This window comes from Mesorhizobium sp. WSM4306 (assembly GCF_007003975.1).
In the GTDB taxonomy this organism is placed as follows: Bacteria; Pseudomonadota; Alphaproteobacteria; order Rhizobiales; family Rhizobiaceae; genus Mesorhizobium.
Window position 1 is genome coordinate 123,852 of the sequence record NZ_VFTC01000010.1, and the last position, 22,595, is coordinate 146,446.

Below are 22,595 nucleotides of genomic sequence, written 5' to 3' on the forward strand. Positions count from 1 at the left end.
TGCCGTCGCAGATATAGCCTGTCCTCGCCAAGAGCTGTCTAGCCAACGATCGATCCAGCTTCCTGAATGTCATCCAAATGTCATACGCCTTGGCTATATGACGATAAATCTGGATTTATGGATACGTGAACAAAGAGACCGCCCTTCTCGCGCTTGCTGCGCTTGGCCAGGATACAAGGCTGGAGGTTTTCCGGCTGCTGGTTCGGGCCGGCGCTGAAGGCGTGCCCGCCGGCGAGGTCGCATCGCGCCTAAGCATCGTCCAGAACACCATGTCGGCGCATCTGAAGATACTTGGCCATGCCGGGCTGGTCCGCGCCGAGCGCGAGGGGCGCACCATTCGCTATGTCGCCGACATGACCGGTTTTCGCGACTTGCTTGCTTACCTCATGGAGGATTGCTGCAACGGTGCCCCGGAGCTTTGCCAGCCGGCAATCCAGGCGGTGACTTGCAAGTGTTAGGCCGGCAAATGGCAGGGGAGGAAGCAATGAGCGATCATATCTACAACGTGTTGTTTCTGTGCACCGGTAATTCGGCGCGGTCGATCCTCGCGGAGGCGATCCTGAACCGTGTCGGCGCCGGCCGGTTCAAGGCCTTTTCCGCCGGTTCCCATCCGAAGGGTGCGGTCCATCCCTATACGCTGCAGCTTCTAAAGACCCTCAACCACGATACCTCCTTTGCCCGTTCGAAGGACTGGGAGGAATTTGCGATGCCGGGCGCACCTGAGATGAATTTCGTTTTCACTGTATGCGACAACGCAGCCAATGAATCCTGTCCCGTATGGCCCGGTCAGCCGATGACGGCGCATTGGGGAGTGCCCGATCCCGCAGCCGTCGAGGGCACGGATGCTGAAAAGCACCTGGCATTCGCCGATGCCTACCGCATGCTCAATAACAGGATTTCAATCTTCGTCAGTCTGCCGATGAATACAGTCGACAAGCTTGCCTTGCAGAAGCGGCTGGATGAGATCGGTCGCAATCATCCCAAGGCAGGCTGAACAGCATGGCCACTGATTTGTCACGACGCCTTGTCGCCGAAGCGCTCGGCACCGCCATGCTGGTTGCCGCGGTTGTCGGTTCGGGCATCATGGCCGATCGCCTGACCGACGACGTGGCGCTTTCGCTGCTCGGCAACACGATCCCGACCGGCGCTATGCTAGTGGTGCTGATCACCATTCTTGGGCCGATCTCCGGGGCGCACTTCAATCCGGCGGTGACGCTGGTCTTTGCCTTGCGGCGGGAACTCGAGACAAGGGCGGCTATTGCCTACGTCATCGCCCAAATCACGGGCGGCATCGCAGGTACATTCCTGGCGCACGCCATGTTCGACCTGCCGATCCTGCAAATCTCCCAGACCGTGAGGGCCGGAAGCGGCCAGTGGATCGCGGAGATCGCGGCCGCCTTTGGCCTTGTCTTCACTATTCTTGCCGGCCTGCGTTTTCGAAGCGACGCCATTCCGTGGCTGGTCGGGCTCTACATCACATCGGCCTATTGGTTCACCGCCTCGACCTCGTTTGCCAATCCGGCCGTCGCCATCGCGCGTGCCTTGTCCAACACTTTTGCTGGCATCCGGCCGCTCGATGTCCCGGCCTTCATCGGCGCCGAACTGCTTGGCGCGCTACTCGCCATGGCGCTGGCCGGCTGGCTGCTTTCAGAACCCAAACCCGAGCCAGAGATGAAAGCTGCGCAATGACCATCACCATCTATCACAATCCCGATTGCGGCACCTCACGCAACACCCTGGCGATCATCCGTCAGTCCGGCGAAGAACCGGAGGTGATCGAATATCTCAAGACGCCGCCGTCGCGCGAAAAGCTCGTCGAGCTGATTGCGGCGATGGGAATGACACCGCGCGACTTGCTGCGCGAGAAGGGTACCCCCTATGCCGAGCTCAACCTCGGCGATCCCAAATGGAGCGACGACGAGATTGTCGATTTCATGCTGGCGCATCCGATCCTGATCAACCGGCCGATCGTGGTGACACCGCTCGGCGTCGTGCTGGCGCGGCCGTCGGAAGCGGTTCTCGACATCCTTCCAAATCCGCAGATCGGCGCCTTCACAAAGGAGGACGGTGAGGTCGTCATCGATGCCGAGGGCAAGCGCGTCATCTGAGCAGCGTGTTATTTCGATGGCAGTCGAAATAACACTTGACGGCCTCGGTCACTGGCATATTGTATTTCCATGAAACTCGAACAAGCAGCAAAGCAGCTTGAAGCGCTCGGCAACCCGACGCGGCTGAACCTCTATCGCACGCTGGTCAGGGCCGGTGCAGCCGGCAGGCCGGTCGGTTATTTGCAGGACAGTCTCGGCATCGCTGCCTCGACCTTGTCGCATCATCTGCATCGGCTGATCCTGACCGGCCTGGTGACTCAGGAACGGCAGGCGACGACGCTGATCTGCCGCGCCGACTATCCTATCATGCAAGATCTGATCGGTTTCCTCGCCAACGAATGCTGTGCCGATGCCGCCTGCACTCCCGCCACCGGAGAAGTGGCCGCATAATTTTTTTGCTTGTTATTTCGATAATCCCGGAATGATGGAAGGTATAGAAATGACCCCGCAAAGCGATCTACCCATTGCCGTCATCGGCGCCGGTCCGGTTGGGTTGGCGGCAGCGGTCCATCTTTTGGAACAGGGCCTGCCGGTGAAAGTCTATGAGACCGGCAGCGGTGTTGCGTCCAACCTGCGGGATTGGGGCCATGTCAGAGTGTTCACGCCCTGGCGCTATTGCATCGATCACGCGGCGAGAAAATTGCTCGAGGCCCACGGCTGGCACATGCCGGAGCCCGACGCATTCCCCACCGCCGGCGAGCTTGTCGAGCATTACCTGGAACCGCTTGCCGGGCTGCCGGAACTGGCGCCGGTGATCGAAACCGGCGCTCGCGTCGTTGGTATCTCGCGCTGGGGCGCCGACAAGGTGCTGAGTAAAGCACGCGAGACGCGGCCCTTCATGCTGGTGGTCGAAACGGCCAATGGCACAAGGCGAGACAGCGCCCGCGCCGTCATCGATGCCTCCGGCACCTGGCAGATGCCCAATCCGCTCGGCGCGGGCGGGATCGCGGCCGAGGGCGAGGCAGAGAATGCCGACCGTATCGCCTATGGCATCCCTGACATTCTCGGCCGTGACCGCGCTCTTTATGCCGGACGCACGACGCTGGTTGCCGGTTCGGGGCATTCGGCCGCCAATGCGTTGCTCGACCTCGCCAGACTGGCCGATGCCGAGGCCGGCACCGCGTCCATCTGGGTGACGCGCGGCACCGACCTGGTGCGCATCTATGGCGGCGGCGATGCCGATGCTTTGCCGGCGCGCGGCGAGCTTGGCGCCGATGTTCGCGAACTGGCGGAAAGCGGCCGCGTCTCGCTGGTGACAGGATTTGCGACCGTCGCCATCCGTGCGCAGGAAAATCGTCTGATCGTCGAGGGCGAGACCGCTCGCGGTTTGCGCCAGATCGGCCCTGTCGACCGCATCATCGCCGCAACCGGGCAACGGCCCGATCTCTCGCTGACCAGGGAGCTTCGGCTCGACCTCGATCCGTGGCTTGAAGGCGTCAAGGCACTGGGGCCACTCATCGATCCTAACGAGCATTCCTGCGGTGATGTGCCGCCGCATGGCCACCGTGAGCTCAGCCATCCCGAGCCCGATTTCTACACGGTCGGCATCAAGAGCTATGGCAGGGCGCCAACCTTCCTGCTGCTGACGGGTTATGAACAGGTCCGCTCTGTTGCTGCCGCTCTTGCCGGCGACATGGTTTCCGCCGACGCAGTGCAACTGGTGCTGCCGGAAACCGGCGTCTGTACGGTGCCGTCTTCTTCACTTGGCGATGCCTCAAAAGGCTGTTGCGGCGGCCCGGCAGCAAAGGAGGCGGATGGCTGCTGCGTCGCCGATGTCGAGGCGAAAGCTGTCGGCAAAGGTGGGTGCGGTTGCGGCGTTGCCGCGTGAGCCCGCTGCCACTATCGACGGCCGGCATGCGCAGCCGAAGCCTAAAGCGGCAGATGCTTCATGAAATAGATGGAGACTTTCGGCTGGCCATGCGGGTCGACGAAGTGATGCGGGACAGAGCCGACCTCGTGCCAGTCGAGCCGCCTGTAAAGCCGCTCGCTGGCTCCGCCCTCGACCGTATCGAGGAGGAGCAAGGACCGTTTTCTGCTTATGGCCTCACGCTCGACAGCCTGCATGAGAGCGAGACCGATGCCTTGCCGCCGGAAGTCGCGATGAACGAGGAGTTTGTAGACTTCGGCCCGGTGTGGCGCGTTCGGCTCCGGCGAAAGATAAAGTTGAACCGTGCCGACGACACGGCCGTCTATATCGGCACAGATGAGCAGCCGTTCGCCTTCCCTCACCGAACGAAAAATATCCTCCCAATGCGCCAGTGCCTGAGGCTCATCGAAAGGAAGCACGAAGCCGACGAGCGCGCCGTCTTCGACGCTCTGGGTCAGCATCTCGACCAGGGCGTTCACATGAAGCCTTGCCTCATTCTCATCAAACACGGCGATGCGCATCAGGTCCTTCCTCTTGAATGGTCAGAAATAGCGGGCTTTTACGGGCGCGTGAAGGCACCGACGATAGCCGCTTTGCTCGCTTCCCGGGAGCATGCCTGAGTGGAATCGCCTGGAATCCCAAGTCGTCCTGTCATCGTCACGACGCTCGGCCTCACGCAGATCATGGCATGGGGCTCCTCCTACTATCTGCCGGCCGTCATTGGCCCTGCCGTGTCGGCTGAGACCCGCTGGCCCTTTCCCTGGGTGATCGGCAGCCTGTCGCTCGGGCTCTTGGTCGCGGGCCTGATATCGCCGCATGTCGGTGCGGCAATCGAACGCCATGGCGGGCGCATGACGCTCGCCTTCAGCGCCGTTTGCCTTGGCATTGGCCAGGCGGTGGTGGCCGTGTCGCCGACGCTGGCCGTCTTCGTCGCCGGCTGGCTGATCATGGGTTTCGGCATGGGCGCCGGCCTCTATGACGCCGCCTTCAGCACGCTCGGACGGATGTATGGGCGCAGCGCCCGCTCGACCATCACCAGCCTGACGCTGTTTGGCGGTTTTGCCAGCACGGTGTGCTGGCCGATTTCGGCGTTTCTGCTCGATGCGTTCGGCTGGCGCGGCGTGTGCCTGGTCTATGCGGCACTCCAGCTTGTGGTGGCGTTGCCCGCCTATCTGCTCATCCTGCCGCGCGGCGTTCCCGCCGAAGCGTCTGCCCAGGCGACTGCCGCGCCGGAAACCGGCCTGGCGCCGCGCAGCCTGCCCCTGATGGCGACGCTGGCGGCAAGCATCACGCTGTCGGCGGTCATATCGTCGACCTTGTCGGTGCATTTGCTGACCGTGTTGCAATCGACCGGCCTGGCGCTCGGCGCCGCGGTCGGCCTCGGCGCGCTGGTCGGTCCTGCCCAGGTCGGCGCCCGCGCCATCGAGATGACGATCGCCCGCTATCACCATCCGGTCTGGACCAAACTCGCATCGGTGACCTTTGTGGCCATCGGTGTGGCGACGCTCTGGACCGGCCTGCCGGTTCTGCCGGTCGCCCTGGTGTTCTACAGCGCCGGCATCGGCCTGGAATCGATCGCGCGCGGCACGCTGCCGCTCGCCCTGTTTGGCGCCGGCGGCTATGCGAAGCTGATGGGCCGGCTCGCCATGCCGAGCTTGATCGCTCAAGCGGCTGCGCCTTCGATTGGCGCGCTGCTCTTGCAGCACACAGGTGAGCGCGGATTGCTGAGCGTACTGCTCGGCCTTGCGCTGATCAACGTCGCACTGGTCGGCGTTCTGTTTACCCTCAGGCGCAGTGCCATGCGACGTGTCCGCATCAGCTAGCGGTAAGTTGCCAGCCGCGCCATTTCGCGCGGAAGTGTTTCAGGTCAGGATCAGGCCGGCCAACAAGACCGCGAAGAGCACCGAAGCCGGCACGGCAAGAAGCCACCGAGCTTCCAATACGCTGTTGTGTGGATCATCCATTGTCTTGTTCCCCGGTGAAAAGCTGGCTCCAGCGCTCCTCCCGCGCTGGAGCCGCAGCCTATCGGCTCAACCGCCGGAGGCAGGAGCCGGGGCTGGAGCCGCCGGCGCGGGCGCAGGTGCCTCAACCTTGGGCGCTGAGGCAGGCGCCTCGGCCTTGGGAGCAGAGGCGGGCGCCTCAACCTTAGGCACGTCGACTTTCACGTTGATGTCTTGTCCCCCACCGCCGCCATTGAGATTGATGACGCCGGTGACGAAGAGCAGGGCAAGGATGGCGACGATGGCAACAACAACCGCTACCGCCGTTCCTGCGCCCCCTCCAGAATTCACAACAGTTGGTCCGTCAGCCATGTCTTCCTCCTTTTAAGTTCTCAAGGGGCAACGGCGGCTGTAAGCCTTTGTTCCTGCTCGGGGTATTCAGTCGTAGTGGCTTAGGACTTCAGTCTGAACGGAGCGGCTTCGAGACGAATGCGTCTCCGTGTCCGGTTGGCCAGGGAAGCCAGCGCCACCCGCGTCTGCCGGTCACCAGACAGTCCAAGCCTCGTTCGGCGCATAGGACTTAAGTCCGACAAAGCGCGCAATGGTCGTATGGGCAGGCCTTTTGGGAACAGGGAGCACGTCTGGCTGTTGTTTGAGATCGCGGATTGAACAGGGAGAGCCGTCGTGAACAGGATCATATGGGCCGTTGGGGCTGTCGTTATCATCATCGCCATACTGAGTTTTTTGGGGCTCCGGTAAGACCGGCATTCGAGGTGCAAACTTATGACGCAATCCGTGCAAGCGCCGCTCCTGTCCGAGACGTGCAAAGATCGGGAGATCAATTGTGAAGTCGCATTGGAGGCGGCATTTGGAGAGCTGGTGGCGGCGGCATTGGCTCAAGGGTGGACACCCCAGGAAACGGCTGCCGCTTTGGTCAACATAGCTGCCGAGCACGCCCAGAAGGTTGAGCTTGTCGTAGACGCTTCACCTGCTCACGCTGCCTAGGCGGCCGGTCTATTTGGCCTCAGAAGGAGCGTTGCTCCTCCTGCAGACGAAGTCGCGGGGCCAACCCTGCCCTTCCGGTCAGGCTGCCAACAAACTGCTTCAAACCCGGCGCCCATGACGCTACGCTCCGAACCATGGCCCCATCCGCCCAGCCGATCACCGTCACCCGCCGCGACCAGATGTTTCCCATCCTGGGCGACGCCGATATCGAGCGCATGCGCCGGTTCGGCGAGGCGAGTTCCTATGCCGCCGGCGAGCATATTGTCACCGCCGGCTCCGTGGCGCCGGGGCTGATCGTCATCCTGTCGGGCGCGGTCGACATCACCCAGGATATCAGGCCCGGCCGGCGCGAGACCATTGTCACCCATGGTCCCGGCAATTTCATCGGAGAACTGGCGCAGCTTTCCAGCCGGCCGTCGCTGGTCAATGCCGAAGCCAGGGAGCCGGTCGAGGCCTTCGTCATTCCCTCGCAGCGGCTGCGCGACCTGATGGTGCAGGAGGCCAGCCTCGGCGAGCGGATCATGCGCGCGCTGATCCTGCGCCGCGTCGGTCTGCTCGAAAGCGGCAGCAGCGGGCCGGTCGTCATCGGCCCCGCCGGCAATGGCGACACGCTGCGGCTGCAGGGGTTTCTCCGGCGCAGCGGCCAGCCGCACCGGGCGCTGGATTCCGACAGCGACCCGTGCGCCAAAACACTGATCGAGCATTTTCATGTCGACCAGCACCATCTGCCGATCGTGCTCTGTCCCAACGGTAAGCTGATGCACAATCCCGGCGAAACCGAACTCGCCCGCTGCCTCGGCCTGCTGCGGCCCATCGACTCAGACATAGTCTATGACGTCGCCATTGTCGGCGCCGGGCCGGCGGGGCTGGCGGCGGCGGTCTATGCGGCGTCCGAAGGGCTGTCCACCATCGTGCTCGATTGCCGCGCCTTTGGCGGCCAGGCCGGCGCCTCCTCGCGCATCGAAAACTATCTCGGTTTCCCCACAGGCATTACCGGCATGGCGCTGATGGCGCGCGCCTACAACCAGGCGCAGAAATTCGGCGTCGAAATGGTCATTCCCGACGAGGCGAAGCTGCTCGGCGCAGCGAGCGACGGCTACACGCTCGCCGTCGGCGACGGCGAAAGCCTGCGGGCACGCGCCGTGGTGATCGCCAGCGGCGCGCGCTACCGCCGGCTCGACATCGCCAATCTGGCCGAATTCGAGGGCACCTCGGTGCATTACTGGGCCTCGCCGATCGAGGCGCGGCTGTGCGCGGGCCAAGAGGTGGCGTTAGTCGGCGCCGGCAATTCGGCAGGCCAGGCGGCAGTCTATCTCGCCAGCCAGGTGCGCAAGGTGACGATGCTGGCGCGCCGTGGCGGCCTCAGGGAAACCATGTCGCGCTATCTGGTCGAGCGCATCGAGGCGCAGCCCAACATCGAGGTGCTGGGCGAGACCGAGATCGAGGCGCTGGAAGGCGAAGGCGGCAATCTCACCGCGCTCAGCTGGCGCAACCAGGCGACCGGCGATGTCGAGACCCGCCCGATCCAGCATCTCTTCCTGTTCATCGGCGCCGACCCGAACACCGACTGGCTGGCTGAGTGCAATGTGGCGCTGGACGCCAAGGGTTTCGTGCGCACCGGCGCCGACGTCGCCGCGGGGCTGATGGAGACGAGCCGCAGCGGCGTGTTCGCCATCGGCGATGTGCGCTCCGGCTCGGTCAAACGGGTCGCCGCCGCCGTTGGCGAAGGCGCCCAGGTGGTGGCGGCCTTGCATGCCTATCTCGCGCGAACCAACGCAGCAGCGCCCGAACTGGCCAGGAGAGCATGATGGATGAATGCAGACACACGACAGGCATCAAGGCGGTGACGCCGAGCGCGCTCGGCTGCGAAGAATGCCTGAAGAGCGGCTCGATGTGGGTGCATCTCAGGCTCTGCCGGACTTGCGGCCATGTCGGCTGCTGCGACGACTCGCCCAACCGCCACGCCACCAAGCACTTTCATGCCACCAAGCATCCGGTCATCGAAGGCTACGACCCGCCGGAAGGCTGGGCCTGGTGCTTTGTCGACGAGGTGTTCATCGACCTTGAGGGCGACGTGACGCCGCAGAACGGCCCGATCCCGAAGTTTTTCTGAGGCGGCGCCCAGGTGCATCGTCGCACCGCGCCTGTCGAGGCTCGCTCGGACTAATCCGGTTTGGTGGTCCAAGCCCCCACCTCGGATCGGCCCATCAATGTGCCGCTCCGACCAGCCTCGGAAAGAATGCGGTCTAATAGCGTCGCATGGTCGATTTCGGAGGATGCGGCAATCCCGAGCCTTTCCATGGTCGGCAATTGCGTCTCAACAAGATCGGTCACGAGATGCGCGACCTCCAGCGCCCCTGGCCCAGAACCGATGACTGCCTCCAGCCTCAGGTTCGGTGGAGGCAACCCAGCATCCTCGAACACTGACGCGAGACGTGTGCCAAGGCGTACTTGGGCGCCCGCTGCTTCGATTGTCCGGCCAAGCCAGTTGCAAACTCGATCGTAGGTCGGCGACGATGGAGACGATCGGGCGCCATCCCAATCCAGTTCGTGGAATGCGATGATCCCTCCGGGTCGCAAATGGCGCACGATGCGCCTGAGCGAACGTGCCGGGTCAGGCATGAACTGGAGAACATAACGGCCGACCACGGCGTCGAACGGCTGTTCAAAATTCAATTCGGCCGCATCGCCATGCCTGAATGAGACCCGGCTTGTGTTGGCCTCCTTGGCTCGTAACGCAGCCCGTTCGACAGAGGAAACCGCAACATCGGTGCCGACAACCTCTCCGGTCGCCCCTACCATTTCCCGACAGAGAAACGCGACATCGCCCGCCCCGCTGCCGATGTCGAGAACGCGCATCCCCTTTCCTATTCCGGCAGCATCGAGGAACCGTCGCGTTATCGGATCGATCAGTTGGGCTTGCGTCGTCAGGCGGCGCAATTCTGCCTCCGCATAGCCAAGCGCATAGTCGGCTTCGTTCATGACGACCTCAATTGGGTATCTGGCAACGTCCGAAGGCGACAAATAGCCTAGCACAGACCGCCGGGTCCGTCCCATGAGAGTCCTATGGCTATCCAGGCTATGAACGCGCCTATCGCACGGAGCCGGTGACGGTGCGGTCGATGGCATCGGCATCGCGCCCGTTGCCGGCAAGCGTGGCGATGATCAGCAGGCTGACGACGACCGGGACAAACAGGATGGCGACGCGGGCCTGCACATAAAAAATCGCGCGCCATTCGCTGCGCTTTTCCGGGCTGTTGTCCATCACACTCACTCTGTCACGCCTCCCCGGGCGGGACATAGCGGCGAAGGGTTAAGCAAGCCCTTCAAATTGTGTTAACGACAGCGCGGTTCAAAATATAATGACAATGTCATTACAGTCGGCTATGGCTAAAATCATGAAGCACGAATCCCCGACCGAAGCTTCCAAGCGAAGCACGCTGAATATCCGCATTAAGCCCGAAGAGCGTGGCCTGATCGACGAGGCAGCGCGCGCGCTCGGAAAGACGCGGACGGATTTTATCCTCGATGCAGCGCGGCGCATGGCCGAGGATACGCTGCTCGACCGTACCCTCATCAAAGTCTCGCCGGAGGCCTATGCGGAATTCCTCGCCCTGTTGGATGCGCCGGCCAAGCCCGACAAGCGCCTGTCCAAGCTGATGAACGTGCGCGCGCCATGGGAGACGGGCGAATGAGCCCTAAGATCCGGATCGATTTTCCAAAATCAAAGGGATGCGTGACGCAGTAATGACGCTGCGACCGCCGGTGCCTTTGGACCGCACCCACAACGTGTCATCGTTTTCGTCCGGCGTTCCGGTTCTGGACGATTGGCTAAAACGTCGGGCGCTGGCCAATCAGGACAGCGGCGCCACACGTACGTTTGTCGCCTGCCTGAATGACGGTTCTGTTGTGGCCTACTATGCGTTGGCGTCCGGAGGGGTCGCCGCCAGCCATGCGCCCGGTCGTTTCAGGCGCAACATGCCCGATCCTATCCCCGTCGCCATTCTCGCCAGGCTTGCTCTCGACGTGTCTCATCAGCGTCAGGGCTTAGGCATGGCGCTTGTTCAAGATGCTGCGCGGCGCATCATGAATGCTGCTGACACGCTCGGCATTCGAGGCATCCTGGTCCATGCACTTTCCGAGGATGCGCGGCTCTTCTACACAAAGCTCGGGTTCAATCCCTCACCGCTCGATCCGATGACGCTGATGGTCTCTTTGGCCGATCTGCATCTTGCGATCGCTGGGCCTTAGGCCCGCAGCGCCTGATCCAGATCGGCGATCAGATCATCGCCATCCTCTATGCCGGCGGACAACCGCACCAGCGAATCCGAGATGCCGATGGCTGCCCGCTTCTCGGCCGGGATCGAGCCATGCGTCATCAGCGCCGGATGTTCGATCAGGCTTTCGACGCCGCCGAGGCTTTCGGCCAGCGTGAACAATTGCGTGCGTTCGAGGAAGCGTTTGGTGCCGGCGAGGTCGCGGTCGAGGTCGACCGAAATCATGCCGCCGAAGGCGTGCATCTGCTTTTTGGCAATGGCGTGCTGCGGATGGCTGGCGAGGCCGGGATAGACAACGCGGCGCACGTCTTTTCGCGCTTCCAACCATTGCGCGATCTTAAGGCCGTTCGCCGAGTGCCGCTCCATCCTGAGCGCCAGCGTCTTGATACCGCGCAGCGCCAGAAAACTGTCGAACGGGCCTGAGATGGCGCCGATGGCGTTCTGCAGGAATTTCAGCTGGGCGGCGAGATCCTTGTTGTCGCCGACGATGGCGACGCCGCCGACCATGTCGGAATGGCCGTTGAGATACTTTGTCGTCGAGTGGACGACGATGTCGATGCCGAGTTCCAACGGCCGCTGGATATAGGGGCTGCAGAACGTGTTGTCGGCGACCGTCAGAACGCCCTTGCGCTTGGCAAGTGCTGCAACGCCTTCGAGGTCGACGATGCGCAGCAGCGGGTTGGTCGGCGTTTCGACCCAGAGCAGTTTTGTCTCCGGGCGGATCGCGGCTTCGACGGCGGCGAGGTCGGTGAAGTCGACGAAACTCACCTGCAGATTGGCCGAGCGCTTGCGCACCCGCTCCATTAGCCGGAACGAACCGCCATAGATGTCGTCGGTGGCGACGATATGCGCGCCGCTGTCGAGAAGTTCCAGCACGGTCGAGATCGCCGCCAGGCCGGAGGCGAAGGCGAAGGCATTGCTGCCGCTTTCGAGATCGGCCACCGCGCGCTCAAAGGCGAAGCGCGTCGGGTTCTGGCTGCGGGCGTACTCAAAGCCCTTGTGCACGCCGGGCGATTGCTGGCCGTAGGTCGACGTCGCATAGATCGGCACCATGACGGCGCCGGTCAGCGGGTCGTGGCTCTGGCCGCCATGGATGGTGCGAGTCGAGAAAGCCAGGCGGTTCTTGCCCGTCGGGGTGTGAGCGGTCATCGTGCGCGCCTCAAATGGTTGATCAGGTCGATACGGGTTATCAGGCCGACGAACTCGTCGCCATCGAAGATGATGGCGACCTCGTTGCGGTCAAACACCGGCAAAAGCGCATCCAGTGTCTGGCTGGCCTGCAGCGTGTGCAGATTGGAGGTCATGGCCGTGCGCACCGGGCCGTTGAAACGGTCCCAGCGGCCGTCATAGGGACCGTCGACCTTGGCCAGAATATCGCTTTCGTCGACAATGCCGACGAGCTTGCCATTGTCGAGCACCGGCAGCTGCGAGACATCGGAGCGGCGCATGCGGCCATAGGCGTTGAGCAGGCTTTCGTCGGGGCCGACATAGACGGTGTCGCCGGTGCGGTGCGAGCGCAGGACGAGATCGCGCAGATCGCCATGCTGCTCCTGTTCGGCCAGGCCTTGCTCGGCCAGCCAGAAATCGTCGAACACCTTCGAAAGATATTTGTTGCCGCTGTCGCAGACGAAGGTGACGACGCGCTTCGCGCTCGTCTGCTCGCGGCAATAGCGCAGGGCCGCCGACAACAGCGTGCCGGAGGACGAGCCGGCAAGAATGCCTTCCTTGGAAAGCAGGTCGCGCACGGCCAGCATGCTCTGCTTGTCGGGGATGGAATAGGCCTTCTTGACCAGCGACAGATCGGCGTTGGGCGGCACGAAATCCTCGCCTATGCCTTCGACGGTCCAGCTGCCGGCCTCTTCCATCTTGCCGGTCTTGATCAGCGGCGCCAGCACCGATCCCACAGGATCGGCCAGCACCATTTCGGTCTTCGGCGAGACTTTCGCGAAGTAGCGGCCAAGCCCGGTCAGCGTGCCGCCGGAGCCGACGCCGACGACCACGGCGTCGAGATTGCCGTCGAGCTGGGCAAAGATTTCCGGGCCGGTGGTGGTCTCATGCGCGAGCGGGTTGGCCGGATTGGCGAACTGGTTGGCGTAGAAAGCGCCGGGGGTTTCGGCGGCGATCTTTTCGGCCATGTCCTGGTAATATTCGGGGTGGCCCTTGCCGACATCGGAACGCGTCATGCGTACTTCCGCACCCAGCGCGCGCAGATGCTGGATCTTCTCGCGCGACATCTTGTCGGGAACGACGAGGATGATGCGGTAGCCCTTGGGGATGCCGACCTGGGCAAGCCCGAGGCCGGTGTTGCCGGCGGTCGCCTCGACGATGGTGCCGCCGCGCTTCAGCTTGCCCTGTTTCTCGGCCGCGGCAATCATCGACAGCGCGATGCGGTCCTTGATCGAGCCGCCGGGATTCTGGCTTTCAAGCTTGATGAACAGCCGGCATTTTCCGGTGTCGAATTTGGTCAGTTCGACCACCGGCGTCTGGCCGATGAGGTCGAGCACCGAGGCATAGGGCGGACGCAGGCGTGATTGGCCGTCCGAGGGGGTGCTGCCTGAAGCAGCGATCTTGTGCTCGCTCATATCGAAGCTCCCTGATCAAGCAACCGCCAAGAGCATGATGCCGAAAAGTGCGGAGCGGATTTCGGACGACATCATGCTCTACTTCTTTGATTCAGCCGGCAGAGCGGCAAACGTAGCCTCTTTTCCAGCCGTTTACAGTTGGAAAGAAGATAGATCGTGCCAATCAACTGGCCAGATGCGGAATGAAATTCCAGCCGTGCCGCTGCGCAAAGTCGCTGCAAGGTCGCGGGACAGCGCCCCCCTCTGGCCTGCCGGCCATCTCCCCCACTTGGGGGGAGATCGGATGTCGCGGCGGCTTTCGCTAATTTTCGACGTCGAAAGAAGGCGCCAAGGTCGAAGCTGCCAATCTCCCTCCTTGTGGGGGAGATGTCCGGCAGGACAGAGGGGGGCGTCGTAGGGTGCGACCTCGTTGGTTATCTCGACAGCTGCAACCCCCCGCCCCAACGCACCATCTCGTTCGTTGCCGCCGCAATCGCGGAGTGCAAAGCAGAGCGACGTGGAATCGAAAGCCGACATGGTCAGCTTGTCGAACACGGCCTCGTCGGCGCGGGGCGCGACCTGGGCGATGGGCGCGCTGGAACGCGGCAAGCATCTGATGCCATGGCGGATCGAGGATGAACTAAAAGCGATCGGCGCCAACTACATCCAGGCGGGCCGTGGCGCGGCTTTGCCGTGCGCGACGGCAATCTGATCACCGGCCAGCAGAATTTTTCCGGCACAGAGACCGCGCGCCTGGTGTGTGAGGCATTGGGCGGCTGAACGCTCTCTCTTTGGTTTTGACGCACTTCCCTGGGTATGCGCTCACACTTTTCCCAGAAATGGTGTCCAGACGTCCCATTACGGCAGGGACTTCAGTCTTAATTGAGATACAGCTAATATATATGTAGCTTTGCCAGTGCGGGGCGACGATCCCAAAATCCAAGCCTAATCCCGCAATGGCCGGTGCGGCACGCTTTCAACCCAAGCATCCTCCGCACCGGCCATTCTTTTGCCTGCCGCCGGGTAGCCCATAGGGCGATCGCGGAAAGCACTCTCCAGTCGAGCCGAATACGGATCTGTCAGATTCATAGTCTTTCCGGGAATTGCTTTAGCCCAGCAATTGCTTGCTCAGCCGCGCGCATTGCACGCGAATATCCGGAATGGCATCGATCTCGAAGAAGGTTCCCCGGGTCAGCGGTCCGACGGCGAGGATCTTGGCTGAAACCGAACCGTCGCCGGCGATGATTTCGCATTTGGCCGAGACATCGAGGCCAAGCCGCAGCGGGTCGGGCCGCGCCAGGCCGCGGTCGACCAGCGAGCGCACGACACTGTTCGATGTCGTCGAGATGTCCCTGGCGATGCCCGTGCAATCGTAGATGCGGGCGACCTGGAGCGTCTCGAGCGCCTGCGTGTGGCGTGACTGGATGTCGATGGAGAAGCCATCGCCCGCCTCGATGCCGACGACACGGCCGGCGACGGGCCGGATGCGGCCGGTGCGCACCGCCTCGGTGACACGGGCATGCACCTCCGGCGCCAGGCGGTGGCGGTGGATATCCCACCAGGCTTTGGTGTGCTCGACGAAGCGACGCTTGGCCGAGGATGGCCAGTTCTGCCAGATCTTCTGGTTGAAGGGCCGCAGACCATCGACGACGTCGCGCCAGTCGATGCCGGCTTTCTGGTTTTCGCGGATCAGGTCGCGGAACCAGCCGACGAAATAGGACAGCTGGGTGCCGAACGGAATGTCGGCGACGTCGAGCTTGATCGGGTTGCCCTTGCGGTGCGGCGACGGCAGCAGGCCGCGCCGCGACACGGCGACGATCTCGCCCTTGTGGCCACGCTGCTCGAGCGACAGGAAGGCGTCGACCATACTCAGCCCGGTGCCCAGCACCAGCACGCGGGCTTCAGGATCGAGCGCGGTGTCGGCCTCGGTGCCCATGCGGATGGCGTGGCCCTGGCCGGCGCCGGGCTGTTCGTCATGGCCGGTGGCAAGCACCGCCAGATGCGCCACCACGCTGGTGCCGTTGGCCAGCGTCACCTCGACGCCGGAAGAGGTCGGCGAGATCGACAGGCTCTCCTCGCGGATCAGGCGCAGGCGGCCGGTTCCCTTTTCCCGCACTTCGAGTTCGTCCAAAAGTTCCTTGAGATAGCGGGCATAGACGCTGCGCGGCGCGTAGAATGGTGTCTGCGGCGTCTGCTCCTGGCTCACCAGGCCGCGCGCCTGCAGCCAGCGCCAGAAATTGCCGGGATCGTCGGCATAGGCGCTCATCCCTGCCGCGCTGACATTGAGCACATGTGCCGACAAGAGCGTCGAATAGGCGATGCCCTGGCCGAAATGCGGACGTTTTTCGATCAGCGTCACGCGCAGATCGGGGTGGGGCGATTTGAGGAGATGCGCGGCAAGCACGACGCCGCTGGCGCCGCCGCCGACTACAATGATCGAATTGGTGCGCCCGACACTCATGCGCGCACGCTCAGATTCAGGCGAGGACCTTTTGCGTCAGCGGCAGGCCGTCGATGCCCCTCGCGACCGTAAGGTCGTCGAGGACGATGTCGCGCATCTCGGCCAGCGTGCGCTGGTCGAGCACCTCGGCGATCGCCTGCCGGACCTCGAGCATCAGATGTCGGACTTGGCATGTCGCCTCATTGCAGTCTTCGCAGCGCTGATACTGGGTGCGGCTGGCGCACGGGATGGGTGCCAGCGGTCCGTCGAGCACGCGCACGACATGGCCGACCTTGATCTCGTCGGCCGGGCGCGCCAGGCGATAGCCGCCTTCCTTGCCCTTGCGGCTCTGGACGAAGCCGGCATTGCGCAATTCGCCGAGAATGGCGTCGAGGAATTTCTTCGGGATGTTGTTGCCGCTGGCGATGTCGCCGACGAAGGCGAGCTGACCGGCCGGCAGTTGCGCCAGATGGACCAGCGCCTTGAGCCCGTACTTGCCTTTTTTGGTGAGCATAGAGTGAACGTTTCCCTGTCAGGCGATGGCTCGAAACCATCGGTTGCGAAACGCCTGACGTGCCTCCCCTCCGCGTGCAAGCTGCTTCGAGACATAAATTCTAGTGACATGATATACAAGTCGAGAAACCTTGATTTTGCTTCGTTTTCACGCCGCAGAGGGGACTTTAGCGGGGCTTTGTGCCGTTAAGGTCACAGACTGGGCCGCAAAGGCAGGCGGATGCCGCGAGCGATCATGGTGGCAGAGTGGCCGCGCATCGTCTCCTCCATTCCTCAATGTCGATAAGATTACTATACTTACCCCCGAACCGTCGGAACGTGTTTTCAAATCGGCGGCTATTTGCAGCATGGATTTGCTCAGCCAAGGCGCTGCGCGCAATCTCGTTCGCTGTGGGCGACCAAGATCGGTATGGGCGGGGCCCAACCCTCCGCTCAGGACTGGGCGCCGTCGCGTTGCACCTTGTCAGACTTGGCGGGTTTGGCCACCGGTATGCCGCTCGAGCGCAGCATCCAGCGGTGGCCGTCGCTGCGCAAATCGGTCAGGCTGAGCGGCTCGACATCGATCCTGCGGCAGGCCGCAAGGGGCGCACCGAGGACGTGAACGATGGCCGCACGGATGACGCTGGCATGTGTGACCGCGACGGTGTGGCCGCTCGTCCGAATCAGGTCGTCTAAGAAGCTCGCGGTGCGACGCGCCACATCGGCCAGCGACTCGCCGCCATGCGGAGCGGCCTCGGCATCGCCGAGCCAGGCGGCGACGCCGTTGGGATCAAGCGCCTGCACCTCCGCGAAACCCTTGCCGGCCCAGCTGCCAAAATCCTGCTCGGCCAGCAGCGGCTCGACCGACGGTTTGAGCCCCATCGCCTCGGCGGTCTGGCGGGCGCGCAGCGCCGGGCCGGTCCAGACCCGGTCGGCACCGCGCAGGGTCATCGTTGCCGCCAGCGCCAAAGATCGCGGCTCCAGCGCCTCGTCGAGGGGGAACGACCCCTTGCGCATGGCGGGCGTTGCGCCGCTGCAGATCAGGGTCAGGCGTACCAGCATGAAAAGCTGCCTCTTTCCGGCCAGCCGGGCCGGCGGATTGATGGTTTGCGCCGGCTCTACACGGTCGCGTGTAGAGTATCACGGTTCATTGACGGGTATCGGCCGGTGGCTTTTTTCTAACAAGCGCGTCTTGCTTGGAAGGATTTAACTCTACAACAACGATAGAATTAGCTGACTATGAACAGGCATCCGGTTTTTCTCATTTCATGGAGCCTTTCATGTCCAGCATTTCGCGACGCATTATTCTCCTGTCGTCGGCAGCCTTGGCGGGTGCGGCCTTCCTCGGCCCGGCCCAGGCGCAGGACCTCAAGATCACCATCGGCTACCAGACGGTGGTGGAACCTTCGAAAGTAGCGCAGGCTGACGGCGCCTATGAAAAGGCGACCAAGGCCACGATCGACTGGCGCAAATTCGATTCCGGCGCCGATGTCATCGCCGCCGTCGCCTCCGGCTCGGTCGATATCGGCTATGTCGGCTCGAGCCCGCTGGCCGCTGCCGCCAGCCGAGAACTGCCGATCCAGACCATCTTCGTCGTCGGCCTGATCGGCGAATCCGAAGCGCTGGTTGCCCGCAACGGCTCCGGCATCGAGAAGATCGCCGACCTCGCCGGCAAGAAGGTGGCGGTGCCGTTCGTGTCGACCACGCATTACAGCCTGCTCGCGGCGCTGAAGCATGAAAACGTCGATCCGAAGTCGGTCGAGATCCTCAATCTCAGGCCGCCGGAAATCGCCGCCGCCTTCGCCCGCGGCGACATCGACGCCGCCTATGTCTGGGATCCGGCGCTCGGCCAGATCAAGACCTCCGGCAAGGTGGTGCTGGACTCCTCGCAGGTTGCCGCCTGGGGCGCGCCGACCTTCGACGCCTGGATCGTGCGCACCGACTTTGCCGAAAAGAACCCGGAAGCCGTGCGCGACTTCGTCAAGGTGACCGGCGAATCCTATGCCCAGTTCCTGGCCAAGCCGGACGCCTGGTCGGTGTCGTCGCCGGAGGCTGCAAAGATCGCCAAGCTTACCGGCGCCAGGCTGGAAGAAGTGCCACAGCTGCTCAAAGGCTACGTCTTCCCGACGCTGGAAGAGCAGGCGTCGGAAAAATTCCTCGGCGGCGGCACGGTCAAGGCGATCGAGGCGGCGTCGGCCTTCCTCAAGGAGCAGGGCAAGATCGACGCCGTGCTGCCCGACTATTCGAAATACGTGTCGTCGAAATACGTCACCGAAGCCCTGGCTTCGAACTGACACCTGAGTTTTAAAGCGTCCTTTGCGTGCCCTGGCGGACACGCGGCGCTCTCGTGACACGCGCGGTTTCTTCTTCCCTGACGCCGCGTGTTGCCTGTCCCGGAGCCGCTAAACGAGGAGCGGTTTCGGGGCAGGCTGATCTCTTTCGGAGCCTGTTCCATGCCCCATCTCGTCCTAGACAAGGTCTCGGTTCACTATGACGGCCAGCCGGCCGTCGAGCGGGTATCGATCGATGTCGCCAAGGGCGATTTCGTCGTGCTGGTCGGCCGCTCCGGTTGCGGCAAGACCTCGCTGCTCAATGTCGCCGCCGGCCTGGTCGAGCCCGCGCGTGGTGTAGCCACCATCGGCGGCTCACCGATCACCGGTCCAGGCCCGGACCGCGCCGTGGTGTTCCAAAACGATGCTTTGTTTCCCTGGCTGACGGCGCGTGAAAACGTCGCCTTTGCGCTACGGCTGCGCGGCGTGCCGCAGGCGGAGCGAGGACGCCGTGCCGACGACCTGCTCAAGCTGGTGAAACTCGAGGGCGTCGGCGACAAGCACATCTGGGAATTGTCGGGCGGCATGCGCCAGCGCGTGGGGTTGGCCCGCGCGCTCGCCGCCGAACCGGAATTCCTGCTGCTCGATGAGCCGCTCGGCGCGCTCGATGCACTGACACGCGAGCGCATGCAGACGACGCTCCTCGATTTGTGGACCGCCGCCCAGGTCGGCGTGTTGATGGTGACCCACGGCATCGAGGAGGCGCTGGTGCTGGCCACCCGCATCATTGTGCTGGCGCCCGGACCGGGACGCGTGGTGCGGACATTCGAGACCGGTTTCAGCCGGCGCTATGCCTCAGGCGAGCCCATCCGCTCCATCAAGGCCGACCCTGCCTTTGCCGCGGCGCGCGGCGAACTGACCGATGCGATCTTCGAAGGAGAGCCGGCATGAGCGTCACCTCGTACAATGAGCGGCCGACCATCAAGGCCGGCGAAACCGATACCATCTCGGTGCCGTGGTCGCGGCCGCGGCCTAAACGCAGCTGGATCTCTTCCCGCGCGGTCAGCGCCGTTACCATTCTGGTCGTGCTGGCGGCCTGGGCGCTGTCGGCCCGCCTGCAGCTGGTGTCGCCGGTGTTTTTGCCCTCGCCCGCCGCCGTGTGGACCAAATTCATTGTCGTCGCCCGCGACGGCTTCGTCGACGCCACTCTGCTACAACATATTGTCGCCAGCCTCGGCCGTGTGTTCGCGGCACTGGTCGCGGCCATCGTCATCGGCGTCCCCGTCGGCCTCGCCATCGGCATTTCGACGGTCGGGCGCGGCATCTTCGATCCGCTGCTCGAATTCCTGCGGCCGATCCCGCCGCTCGCCTATCTGCCGCTGGTCATCATCTGGTTTGGTATCGGCGAACCGTCAAAGATCCTGGTCATCGCCATTGCCATGCTGGCGCCGGTGGCGCTGTCGACCGCATCGGGCGTGCGCGGCGTGTCGCAGGAGCGTATTAATGCGGCGCGCTCGCTCGGCGCAACACGGGTCCAGGTGGTGCGTCACGTCATCGTGCCTAGCGCGCTGCCGTCGATCCTGACCGGCCTGCGCATCGCGCTCGGCGCCGGCTGGTCGACGCTGGTCGCGGCCGAGCTGGTGGCGGCGACGCGCGGCCTCGGCTTCATGATCCAGTCGGCCGCCCAGTTCCTGGTCACCGATGTCGTGGTGATGGGCATTCTGGTGATCGCGACCATAGCCTTTGTGCTGGAATTCATCATCCGCCGGATTGAGCGTCAGCTGGTTCCGTGGGCGGGAAAGGACTGACCGGGAGCAGAAGGAGAATGACGATGACCCAATCCACCGCCGTGCTGTTCGCCCATCTCGGCAACTGGCTGCTCGCTTGGCGGGAGAAGCCTCGGCTGGAGCTGCAGCCAAAATCACCGGCGCCGGTGCAGCTCGACGCCGACCGCGACCGCCTGCCGCCACGCGACGAGGGTTTCTACTGGGCCTGGCAGTATTGGTCGCAGTGAGCCTGGCGGAAAATTTATCGTGCAGCGCCGGGCGCGAAACACCCGGCGTCTTTGCCGTTTCTAGTTTTTGAGGATTTCATCATGGCCGCCCAAATCAGCCCGCAAGCCAAGCCGCTCGATTTCTTCTGGTTCATTCCGACGCATGGCGATGGCTCCTATCTCGGTTCTGAACAGCAGCAGCGGCCGCCGGAGTTCGCGTATTTCAAGGAGATCGCGCAAGCGGTCGACCGGCTCGGCTTTCCAGGCGTGCTGCTGCCGACCGGGCAAAATTGCGAGGATTCCTGGATCACCGCCTCTGGCCTTGCGGCGCTGACCGAAAAGCTCAAATTCCTGGTGGCGCTGCGGCCCGGAGTGACGCTGCCGACCTTCGCGGCGCGCCAGACGGCGGCGCTTGATCGGCTGAGCAATGGCCGCCTGCTGCTCAATGTCGTGGTCGGCGGCAACCCGACGGAGCTGGCCGGCGACGGCGTCTTCCTGCCGCATGACGAACGCTATGCCCAGGCACATGAATTCCTGACCATCTGGCGCGCGCTGGTGTCGGGGGAGCGTGTCAATTTCAACGGTAAATACTACCGTGTCGACAATGGCCGGCTCGATCTTTTGCCCAGCCAGGAGCGGCCGCCGCTCTATTTCGGCGGTTCGTCGGATGCCGGCCAGGAGCTCGCCGCCGATCTGGTCGACATGTACCTGACGTGGGGCGAACCGCCGGCTCAGGTGGCCGAAAAGCTCAGCGCGGCGCGCAAGAAGGCCGAACGGCGCGGCCGGAAACTGCGTTTCGGCATCCGGCTGCATTTCATCGTCCGCGAAACCGAGGACGAAGCCTGGCGCGCCGCCGACCGGCTGATCAGCCATGTCACCGACGCGCAGATCGAAAACGCCCAGGCTCGCTTCACCAAGGAGATGGATTCCGTCGGCCAGCGGCGCATGGCCGAACTGCATGGCGGCCGCCGCGACAGGCTCGTGGTTTCGCCCAATCTGTGGGCCGGCGTCGGCCTGGTGCGCGGTGGGGCCGGCACCGCGCTGGTCGGTTCGCCGGAGCAAATCGTCGAGCGCATACGCGAGTATCAGTCGATCGGCATCGACACCATCATCGGCTCCGGCTACCCGCATCTCGAGGAAGCCTACCGCGTCGCCGAGCTTCTGTTCCCGCGGCTTGGGCTAGGGACCAAACGGGCGCAGGCGCATGAAAACATCGCCAATGAATTCGCGGTCGGCTTCCACGGCGCCAGCCGCCTGCAGGCTTCGTCATAGACTCGGCTTAACTGCGCGAGCGGCTCGCCCACACCATCCCGACCAGGCCAACCAGTATGGTGACGATGCCGATATAGAGCCATTGCGACTGGCCCGTCATGAAGCTGCCGCCGACCACGCCGAGGCCTTGCAGCGTCCACAGCGCGCCGATGGCCAAAACGATCAAGGCCAGCAGATATCTGAACAGTCTCATGGCCGAGATTCCTTTCCCAAGTCGATCGTCAACTGCGTCATGGCAGTGATGAAAGAGCGAAAGGAAGAGGTCCAGTCGCACGTGTTCTTACTTGTATATTAAAACCTTATCTTGCTGAAGGTATCTGCACGATCGCGCGAAAGCCGCCTGAAATACCCCCGGCACATCGCGATAACC

Annotated in this window: 27 protein-coding genes; 17 read left to right on the plus strand and 10 right to left on the minus strand. The window is 63.4% G+C overall.

Translation table 11 applies throughout. The features are described 5' to 3' along the window. Positions 1-125 precede the first annotated feature (125 nt). The 6 genes from FJV77_RS14495 to FJV77_RS14520 all read left to right on the plus strand — a co-directional run bounded on the left by FJV77_RS14495 (position 126) and on the right by FJV77_RS14520 (position 3,936). Complete coding sequence (locus tag FJV77_RS14495) at positions 126-458, plus strand: metalloregulator ArsR/SmtB family transcription factor (protein ID WP_142867475.1); 333 nt, start codon at positions 126-128, stop codon at positions 456-458. Between the two features lie 26 nt (positions 459-484). Further along, positions 485-994, plus strand: a complete 510-nt coding sequence (locus tag FJV77_RS14500) for an arsenate reductase ArsC (protein WP_142867476.1) — start codon at positions 485-487, stop codon at positions 992-994. A 5-nt stretch (positions 995-999) separates the two neighbouring features. Beyond that, entirely contained in the window at positions 1,000-1,689 is a 690-nt protein-coding gene (locus tag FJV77_RS14505) for an MIP/aquaporin family protein (protein WP_142867477.1), read from the plus strand. Continuing rightward, positions 1,686-2,108, plus strand: a complete 423-nt coding sequence (arsC, locus tag FJV77_RS14510; RefSeq protein WP_142867478.1) for an arsenate reductase (glutaredoxin) — start codon at positions 1,686-1,688, stop codon at positions 2,106-2,108. Before FJV77_RS14505 ends, arsC begins: the two co-directional genes overlap by 4 nt. A 69-nt stretch (positions 2,109-2,177) precedes the next feature. Further along, entirely contained in the window at positions 2,178-2,498 is a 321-nt protein-coding gene (locus FJV77_RS14515; RefSeq protein WP_142867479.1) for a metalloregulator ArsR/SmtB family transcription factor, read from the plus strand. A gap of 49 nt (positions 2,499-2,547) precedes the next feature. Then, positions 2,548-3,936: an NAD(P)-binding protein gene (locus FJV77_RS14520; RefSeq protein WP_142867480.1), complete on the plus strand. Its 1,389-nt coding sequence runs from the start codon at positions 2,548-2,550 to the stop codon at positions 3,934-3,936. A 41-nt stretch (positions 3,937-3,977) separates the two neighbouring features. Here FJV77_RS14520 and FJV77_RS14525 read toward each other — a convergent pair whose 3' ends face one another. Next, positions 3,978-4,496 carry a GNAT family N-acetyltransferase gene (locus FJV77_RS14525; protein ID WP_142867481.1) on the minus strand — a complete coding sequence of 173 codons (519 nt, stop codon included), beginning with the start codon at positions 4,494-4,496 and terminating at the stop codon, positions 3,978-3,980. A gap of 162 nt (positions 4,497-4,658) precedes the next feature. Here FJV77_RS14525 and FJV77_RS14530 point away from each other — a divergent pair, with 162 nt between their 5' ends. After that, positions 4,659-5,798 (plus strand): MFS transporter, encoded by a 1,140-nt coding sequence (locus tag FJV77_RS14530; protein WP_142867538.1) that lies wholly within the window; start codon positions 4,659-4,661, stop codon positions 5,796-5,798. Positions 5,799-6,005: 207 nt separating this feature from the next. Here FJV77_RS14530 and FJV77_RS14535 read toward each other — a convergent pair whose 3' ends face one another. Next, complete coding sequence (locus FJV77_RS14535; protein ID WP_185970317.1) at positions 6,006-6,287, minus strand: hypothetical protein; 282 nt, start codon at positions 6,285-6,287, stop codon at positions 6,006-6,008. Positions 6,288-7,054: 767 nt separating this feature from the next. Between FJV77_RS14535 and FJV77_RS14545 the strand changes: the two genes are divergently transcribed. Beyond that, the gene (locus FJV77_RS14545; protein ID WP_142867483.1) at positions 7,055-8,728 is read left to right on the plus strand and encodes a cyclic nucleotide-binding domain-containing thioredoxin-disulfide reductase; all 1,674 of its coding nucleotides are present in this window, start codon (positions 7,055-7,057) and stop codon (positions 8,726-8,728) included. Beyond that, the gene (locus tag FJV77_RS14550; protein WP_185970318.1) at positions 8,725-9,033 is read left to right on the plus strand and encodes a UBP-type zinc finger domain-containing protein; all 309 of its coding nucleotides are present in this window, start codon (positions 8,725-8,727) and stop codon (positions 9,031-9,033) included. Before FJV77_RS14545 ends, FJV77_RS14550 begins: the two co-directional genes overlap by 4 nt. 50 nt (positions 9,034-9,083) lie before the next feature. Here the strand turns inward: FJV77_RS14550 and FJV77_RS14555 are convergent, their stop codons facing one another. Both FJV77_RS14555 and FJV77_RS14560 read right to left on the minus strand, forming a co-directional pair. After that, positions 9,084-9,902: a methyltransferase domain-containing protein gene (locus FJV77_RS14555; RefSeq protein WP_185970319.1), complete on the minus strand. Its 819-nt coding sequence runs from the start codon at positions 9,900-9,902 to the stop codon at positions 9,084-9,086. A 109-nt stretch (positions 9,903-10,011) separates the two neighbouring features. Further along, positions 10,012-10,194: a hypothetical protein gene (locus FJV77_RS14560; protein WP_185970322.1), complete on the minus strand. Its 183-nt coding sequence runs from the start codon at positions 10,192-10,194 to the stop codon at positions 10,012-10,014. A 124-nt stretch (positions 10,195-10,318) separates the two neighbouring features. Between FJV77_RS14560 and FJV77_RS14565 the strand changes: the two genes are divergently transcribed. After that, positions 10,319-10,615, plus strand: coding sequence for a DUF1778 domain-containing protein (locus FJV77_RS14565; protein WP_246691259.1), 297 nt, complete (start codon positions 10,319-10,321; stop codon positions 10,613-10,615). 52 nt (positions 10,616-10,667) lie between these two features. Then, entirely contained in the window at positions 10,668-11,171 is a 504-nt protein-coding gene (locus FJV77_RS14570) for a GNAT family N-acetyltransferase (RefSeq protein WP_142867487.1), read from the plus strand. Here the strand turns inward: FJV77_RS14570 and FJV77_RS14575 are convergent. Together FJV77_RS14575 and FJV77_RS14580 are read right to left on the minus strand one after the other, a co-directional pair. Then, positions 11,168-12,346, minus strand: coding sequence for a PLP-dependent aspartate aminotransferase family protein (locus tag FJV77_RS14575; protein WP_142867488.1), 1,179 nt, complete (start codon positions 12,344-12,346; stop codon positions 11,168-11,170). The genes FJV77_RS14570 and FJV77_RS14575 overlap by 4 nt on opposite strands. Further along, positions 12,343-13,779, minus strand: coding sequence for a pyridoxal-phosphate dependent enzyme (locus FJV77_RS14580; RefSeq protein WP_142867489.1), 1,437 nt, complete (start codon positions 13,777-13,779; stop codon positions 12,343-12,345). The genes FJV77_RS14575 and FJV77_RS14580 overlap by 4 nt, the downstream gene beginning before the upstream one ends. A 496-nt stretch (positions 13,780-14,275) precedes the next feature. Here FJV77_RS14580 and FJV77_RS14590 point away from each other — a divergent pair, with 496 nt between their 5' ends. Continuing rightward, positions 14,276-14,470 carry a hypothetical protein gene (locus FJV77_RS14590; protein ID WP_246691260.1) on the plus strand — a complete coding sequence of 65 codons (195 nt, stop codon included), beginning with the start codon at positions 14,276-14,278 and terminating at the stop codon, positions 14,468-14,470. 396 nt (positions 14,471-14,866) lie between these two features. On the opposite strand, the gene FJV77_RS14595 is transcribed toward FJV77_RS14590, so the two are convergent. The 3 genes from FJV77_RS14595 to FJV77_RS14605 all read right to left on the minus strand — a co-directional run bounded on the left by FJV77_RS14595 (position 14,867) and on the right by FJV77_RS14605 (position 17,752). Further along, on the minus strand, positions 14,867-16,219 hold the full coding sequence (locus FJV77_RS14595; protein ID WP_142867490.1) for an FAD/NAD(P)-binding protein: 1,353 nt from the start codon (positions 16,217-16,219) through the stop codon (positions 14,867-14,869). A 16-nt stretch (positions 16,220-16,235) separates the two neighbouring features. Continuing rightward, on the minus strand, positions 16,236-16,712 hold the full coding sequence (locus FJV77_RS14600) for an Rrf2 family transcriptional regulator (protein WP_142867491.1): 477 nt from the start codon (positions 16,710-16,712) through the stop codon (positions 16,236-16,238). 431 nt (positions 16,713-17,143) lie between these two features. Further along, entirely contained in the window at positions 17,144-17,752 is a 609-nt protein-coding gene (locus tag FJV77_RS14605) for a histidine phosphatase family protein (protein WP_142867492.1), read from the minus strand. A gap of 218 nt (positions 17,753-17,970) precedes the next feature. Here FJV77_RS14605 and tauA point away from each other — a divergent pair, with 218 nt between their 5' ends. From tauA to ssuD, 5 genes are all read left to right on the plus strand, one after another. Then, complete coding sequence (gene tauA, locus FJV77_RS14610) at positions 17,971-18,984, plus strand: taurine ABC transporter substrate-binding protein (RefSeq protein WP_142867493.1); 1,014 nt, start codon at positions 17,971-17,973, stop codon at positions 18,982-18,984. A gap of 159 nt (positions 18,985-19,143) precedes the next feature. Next, a complete protein-coding gene (locus tag FJV77_RS14615) occupies positions 19,144-19,911 on the plus strand; it encodes a taurine ABC transporter ATP-binding protein (protein WP_142867494.1) in 768 nt (255 codons plus the stop codon). Further along, positions 19,908-20,768 (plus strand): ABC transporter permease subunit, encoded by an 861-nt coding sequence (locus tag FJV77_RS14620; RefSeq protein ID WP_142867495.1) that lies wholly within the window; start codon positions 19,908-19,910, stop codon positions 20,766-20,768. The genes FJV77_RS14615 and FJV77_RS14620 overlap by 4 nt, the downstream gene beginning before the upstream one ends. A gap of 23 nt (positions 20,769-20,791) precedes the next feature. Further along, on the plus strand, positions 20,792-20,974 hold the full coding sequence (locus FJV77_RS14625) for a hypothetical protein (RefSeq protein WP_142867496.1): 183 nt from the start codon (positions 20,792-20,794) through the stop codon (positions 20,972-20,974). 81 nt (positions 20,975-21,055) lie between these two features. Continuing rightward, the gene (ssuD, locus tag FJV77_RS14630; protein WP_142867497.1) at positions 21,056-22,225 is read left to right on the plus strand and encodes an FMNH2-dependent alkanesulfonate monooxygenase; all 1,170 of its coding nucleotides are present in this window, start codon (positions 21,056-21,058) and stop codon (positions 22,223-22,225) included. Positions 22,226-22,232: 7 nt separating this feature from the next. On the opposite strand, the gene FJV77_RS32365 is transcribed toward ssuD, so the two are convergent. Further along, complete coding sequence (locus tag FJV77_RS32365) at positions 22,233-22,418, minus strand: hypothetical protein (RefSeq protein ID WP_185970320.1); 186 nt, start codon at positions 22,416-22,418, stop codon at positions 22,233-22,235. Positions 22,419-22,595: the final 177 nt, after the last annotated feature.

Coding starts and splice junctions, on each gene's coding strand:
- FJV77_RS14555 (WP_185970319.1), bottom strand. CDS start 9,902: ATGAACGAAGCCGACTATGCGCTTGGCTATGCGGAGGCAGAATTGCGC.
- FJV77_RS14520 (WP_142867480.1), top strand. CDS start 2,548: ATGACCCCGCAAAGCGATCTACCCATTGCCGTCATCGGCGCCGGTCCG.
- FJV77_RS14580 (WP_142867489.1), bottom strand. CDS start 13,779: ATGAGCGAGCACAAGATCGCTGCTTCAGGCAGCACCCCCTCGGACGGC.
- FJV77_RS14565 (WP_246691259.1), top strand. CDS start 10,319: ATGAAGCACGAATCCCCGACCGAAGCTTCCAAGCGAAGCACGCTGAAT.
- FJV77_RS14575 (WP_142867488.1), bottom strand. CDS start 12,346: ATGACCGCTCACACCCCGACGGGCAAGAACCGCCTGGCTTTCTCGACT.
- FJV77_RS14625 (WP_142867496.1), top strand. CDS start 20,792: ATGACCCAATCCACCGCCGTGCTGTTCGCCCATCTCGGCAACTGGCTG.
- FJV77_RS14605 (WP_142867492.1), bottom strand. CDS start 17,752: ATGCTGGTACGCCTGACCCTGATCTGCAGCGGCGCAACGCCCGCCATG.
- FJV77_RS14505 (WP_142867477.1), top strand. CDS start 1,000: ATGGCCACTGATTTGTCACGACGCCTTGTCGCCGAAGCGCTCGGCACC.
- FJV77_RS32365 (WP_185970320.1), bottom strand. CDS start 22,418: ATGAGACTGTTCAGATATCTGCTGGCCTTGATCGTTTTGGCCATCGGC.
- FJV77_RS14525 (WP_142867481.1), bottom strand. CDS start 4,496: ATGCGCATCGCCGTGTTTGATGAGAATGAGGCAAGGCTTCATGTGAAC.
- FJV77_RS14515 (WP_142867479.1), top strand. CDS start 2,178: ATGAAACTCGAACAAGCAGCAAAGCAGCTTGAAGCGCTCGGCAACCCG.
- FJV77_RS14550 (WP_185970318.1), top strand. CDS start 8,725: ATGATGGATGAATGCAGACACACGACAGGCATCAAGGCGGTGACGCCG.
- FJV77_RS14500 (WP_142867476.1), top strand. CDS start 485: ATGAGCGATCATATCTACAACGTGTTGTTTCTGTGCACCGGTAATTCG.
- FJV77_RS14615 (WP_142867494.1), top strand. CDS start 19,144: ATGCCCCATCTCGTCCTAGACAAGGTCTCGGTTCACTATGACGGCCAG.
- FJV77_RS14600 (WP_142867491.1), bottom strand. CDS start 16,712: ATGCTCACCAAAAAAGGCAAGTACGGGCTCAAGGCGCTGGTCCATCTG.
- tauA (WP_142867493.1), top strand. CDS start 17,971: ATGTCCAGCATTTCGCGACGCATTATTCTCCTGTCGTCGGCAGCCTTG.
- ssuD (WP_142867497.1), top strand. CDS start 21,056: ATGGCCGCCCAAATCAGCCCGCAAGCCAAGCCGCTCGATTTCTTCTGG.
- FJV77_RS14530 (WP_142867538.1), top strand. CDS start 4,659: ATGGCATGGGGCTCCTCCTACTATCTGCCGGCCGTCATTGGCCCTGCC.
- FJV77_RS14595 (WP_142867490.1), bottom strand. CDS start 16,219: ATGAGTGTCGGGCGCACCAATTCGATCATTGTAGTCGGCGGCGGCGCC.
- FJV77_RS14570 (WP_142867487.1), top strand. CDS start 10,668: ATGACGCTGCGACCGCCGGTGCCTTTGGACCGCACCCACAACGTGTCA.
- FJV77_RS14620 (WP_142867495.1), top strand. CDS start 19,908: ATGAGCGTCACCTCGTACAATGAGCGGCCGACCATCAAGGCCGGCGAA.
- arsC (WP_142867478.1), top strand. CDS start 1,686: ATGACCATCACCATCTATCACAATCCCGATTGCGGCACCTCACGCAAC.
- FJV77_RS14545 (WP_142867483.1), top strand. CDS start 7,055: ATGGCCCCATCCGCCCAGCCGATCACCGTCACCCGCCGCGACCAGATG.
- FJV77_RS14535 (WP_185970317.1), bottom strand. CDS start 6,287: ATGGCTGACGGACCAACTGTTGTGAATTCTGGAGGGGGCGCAGGAACG.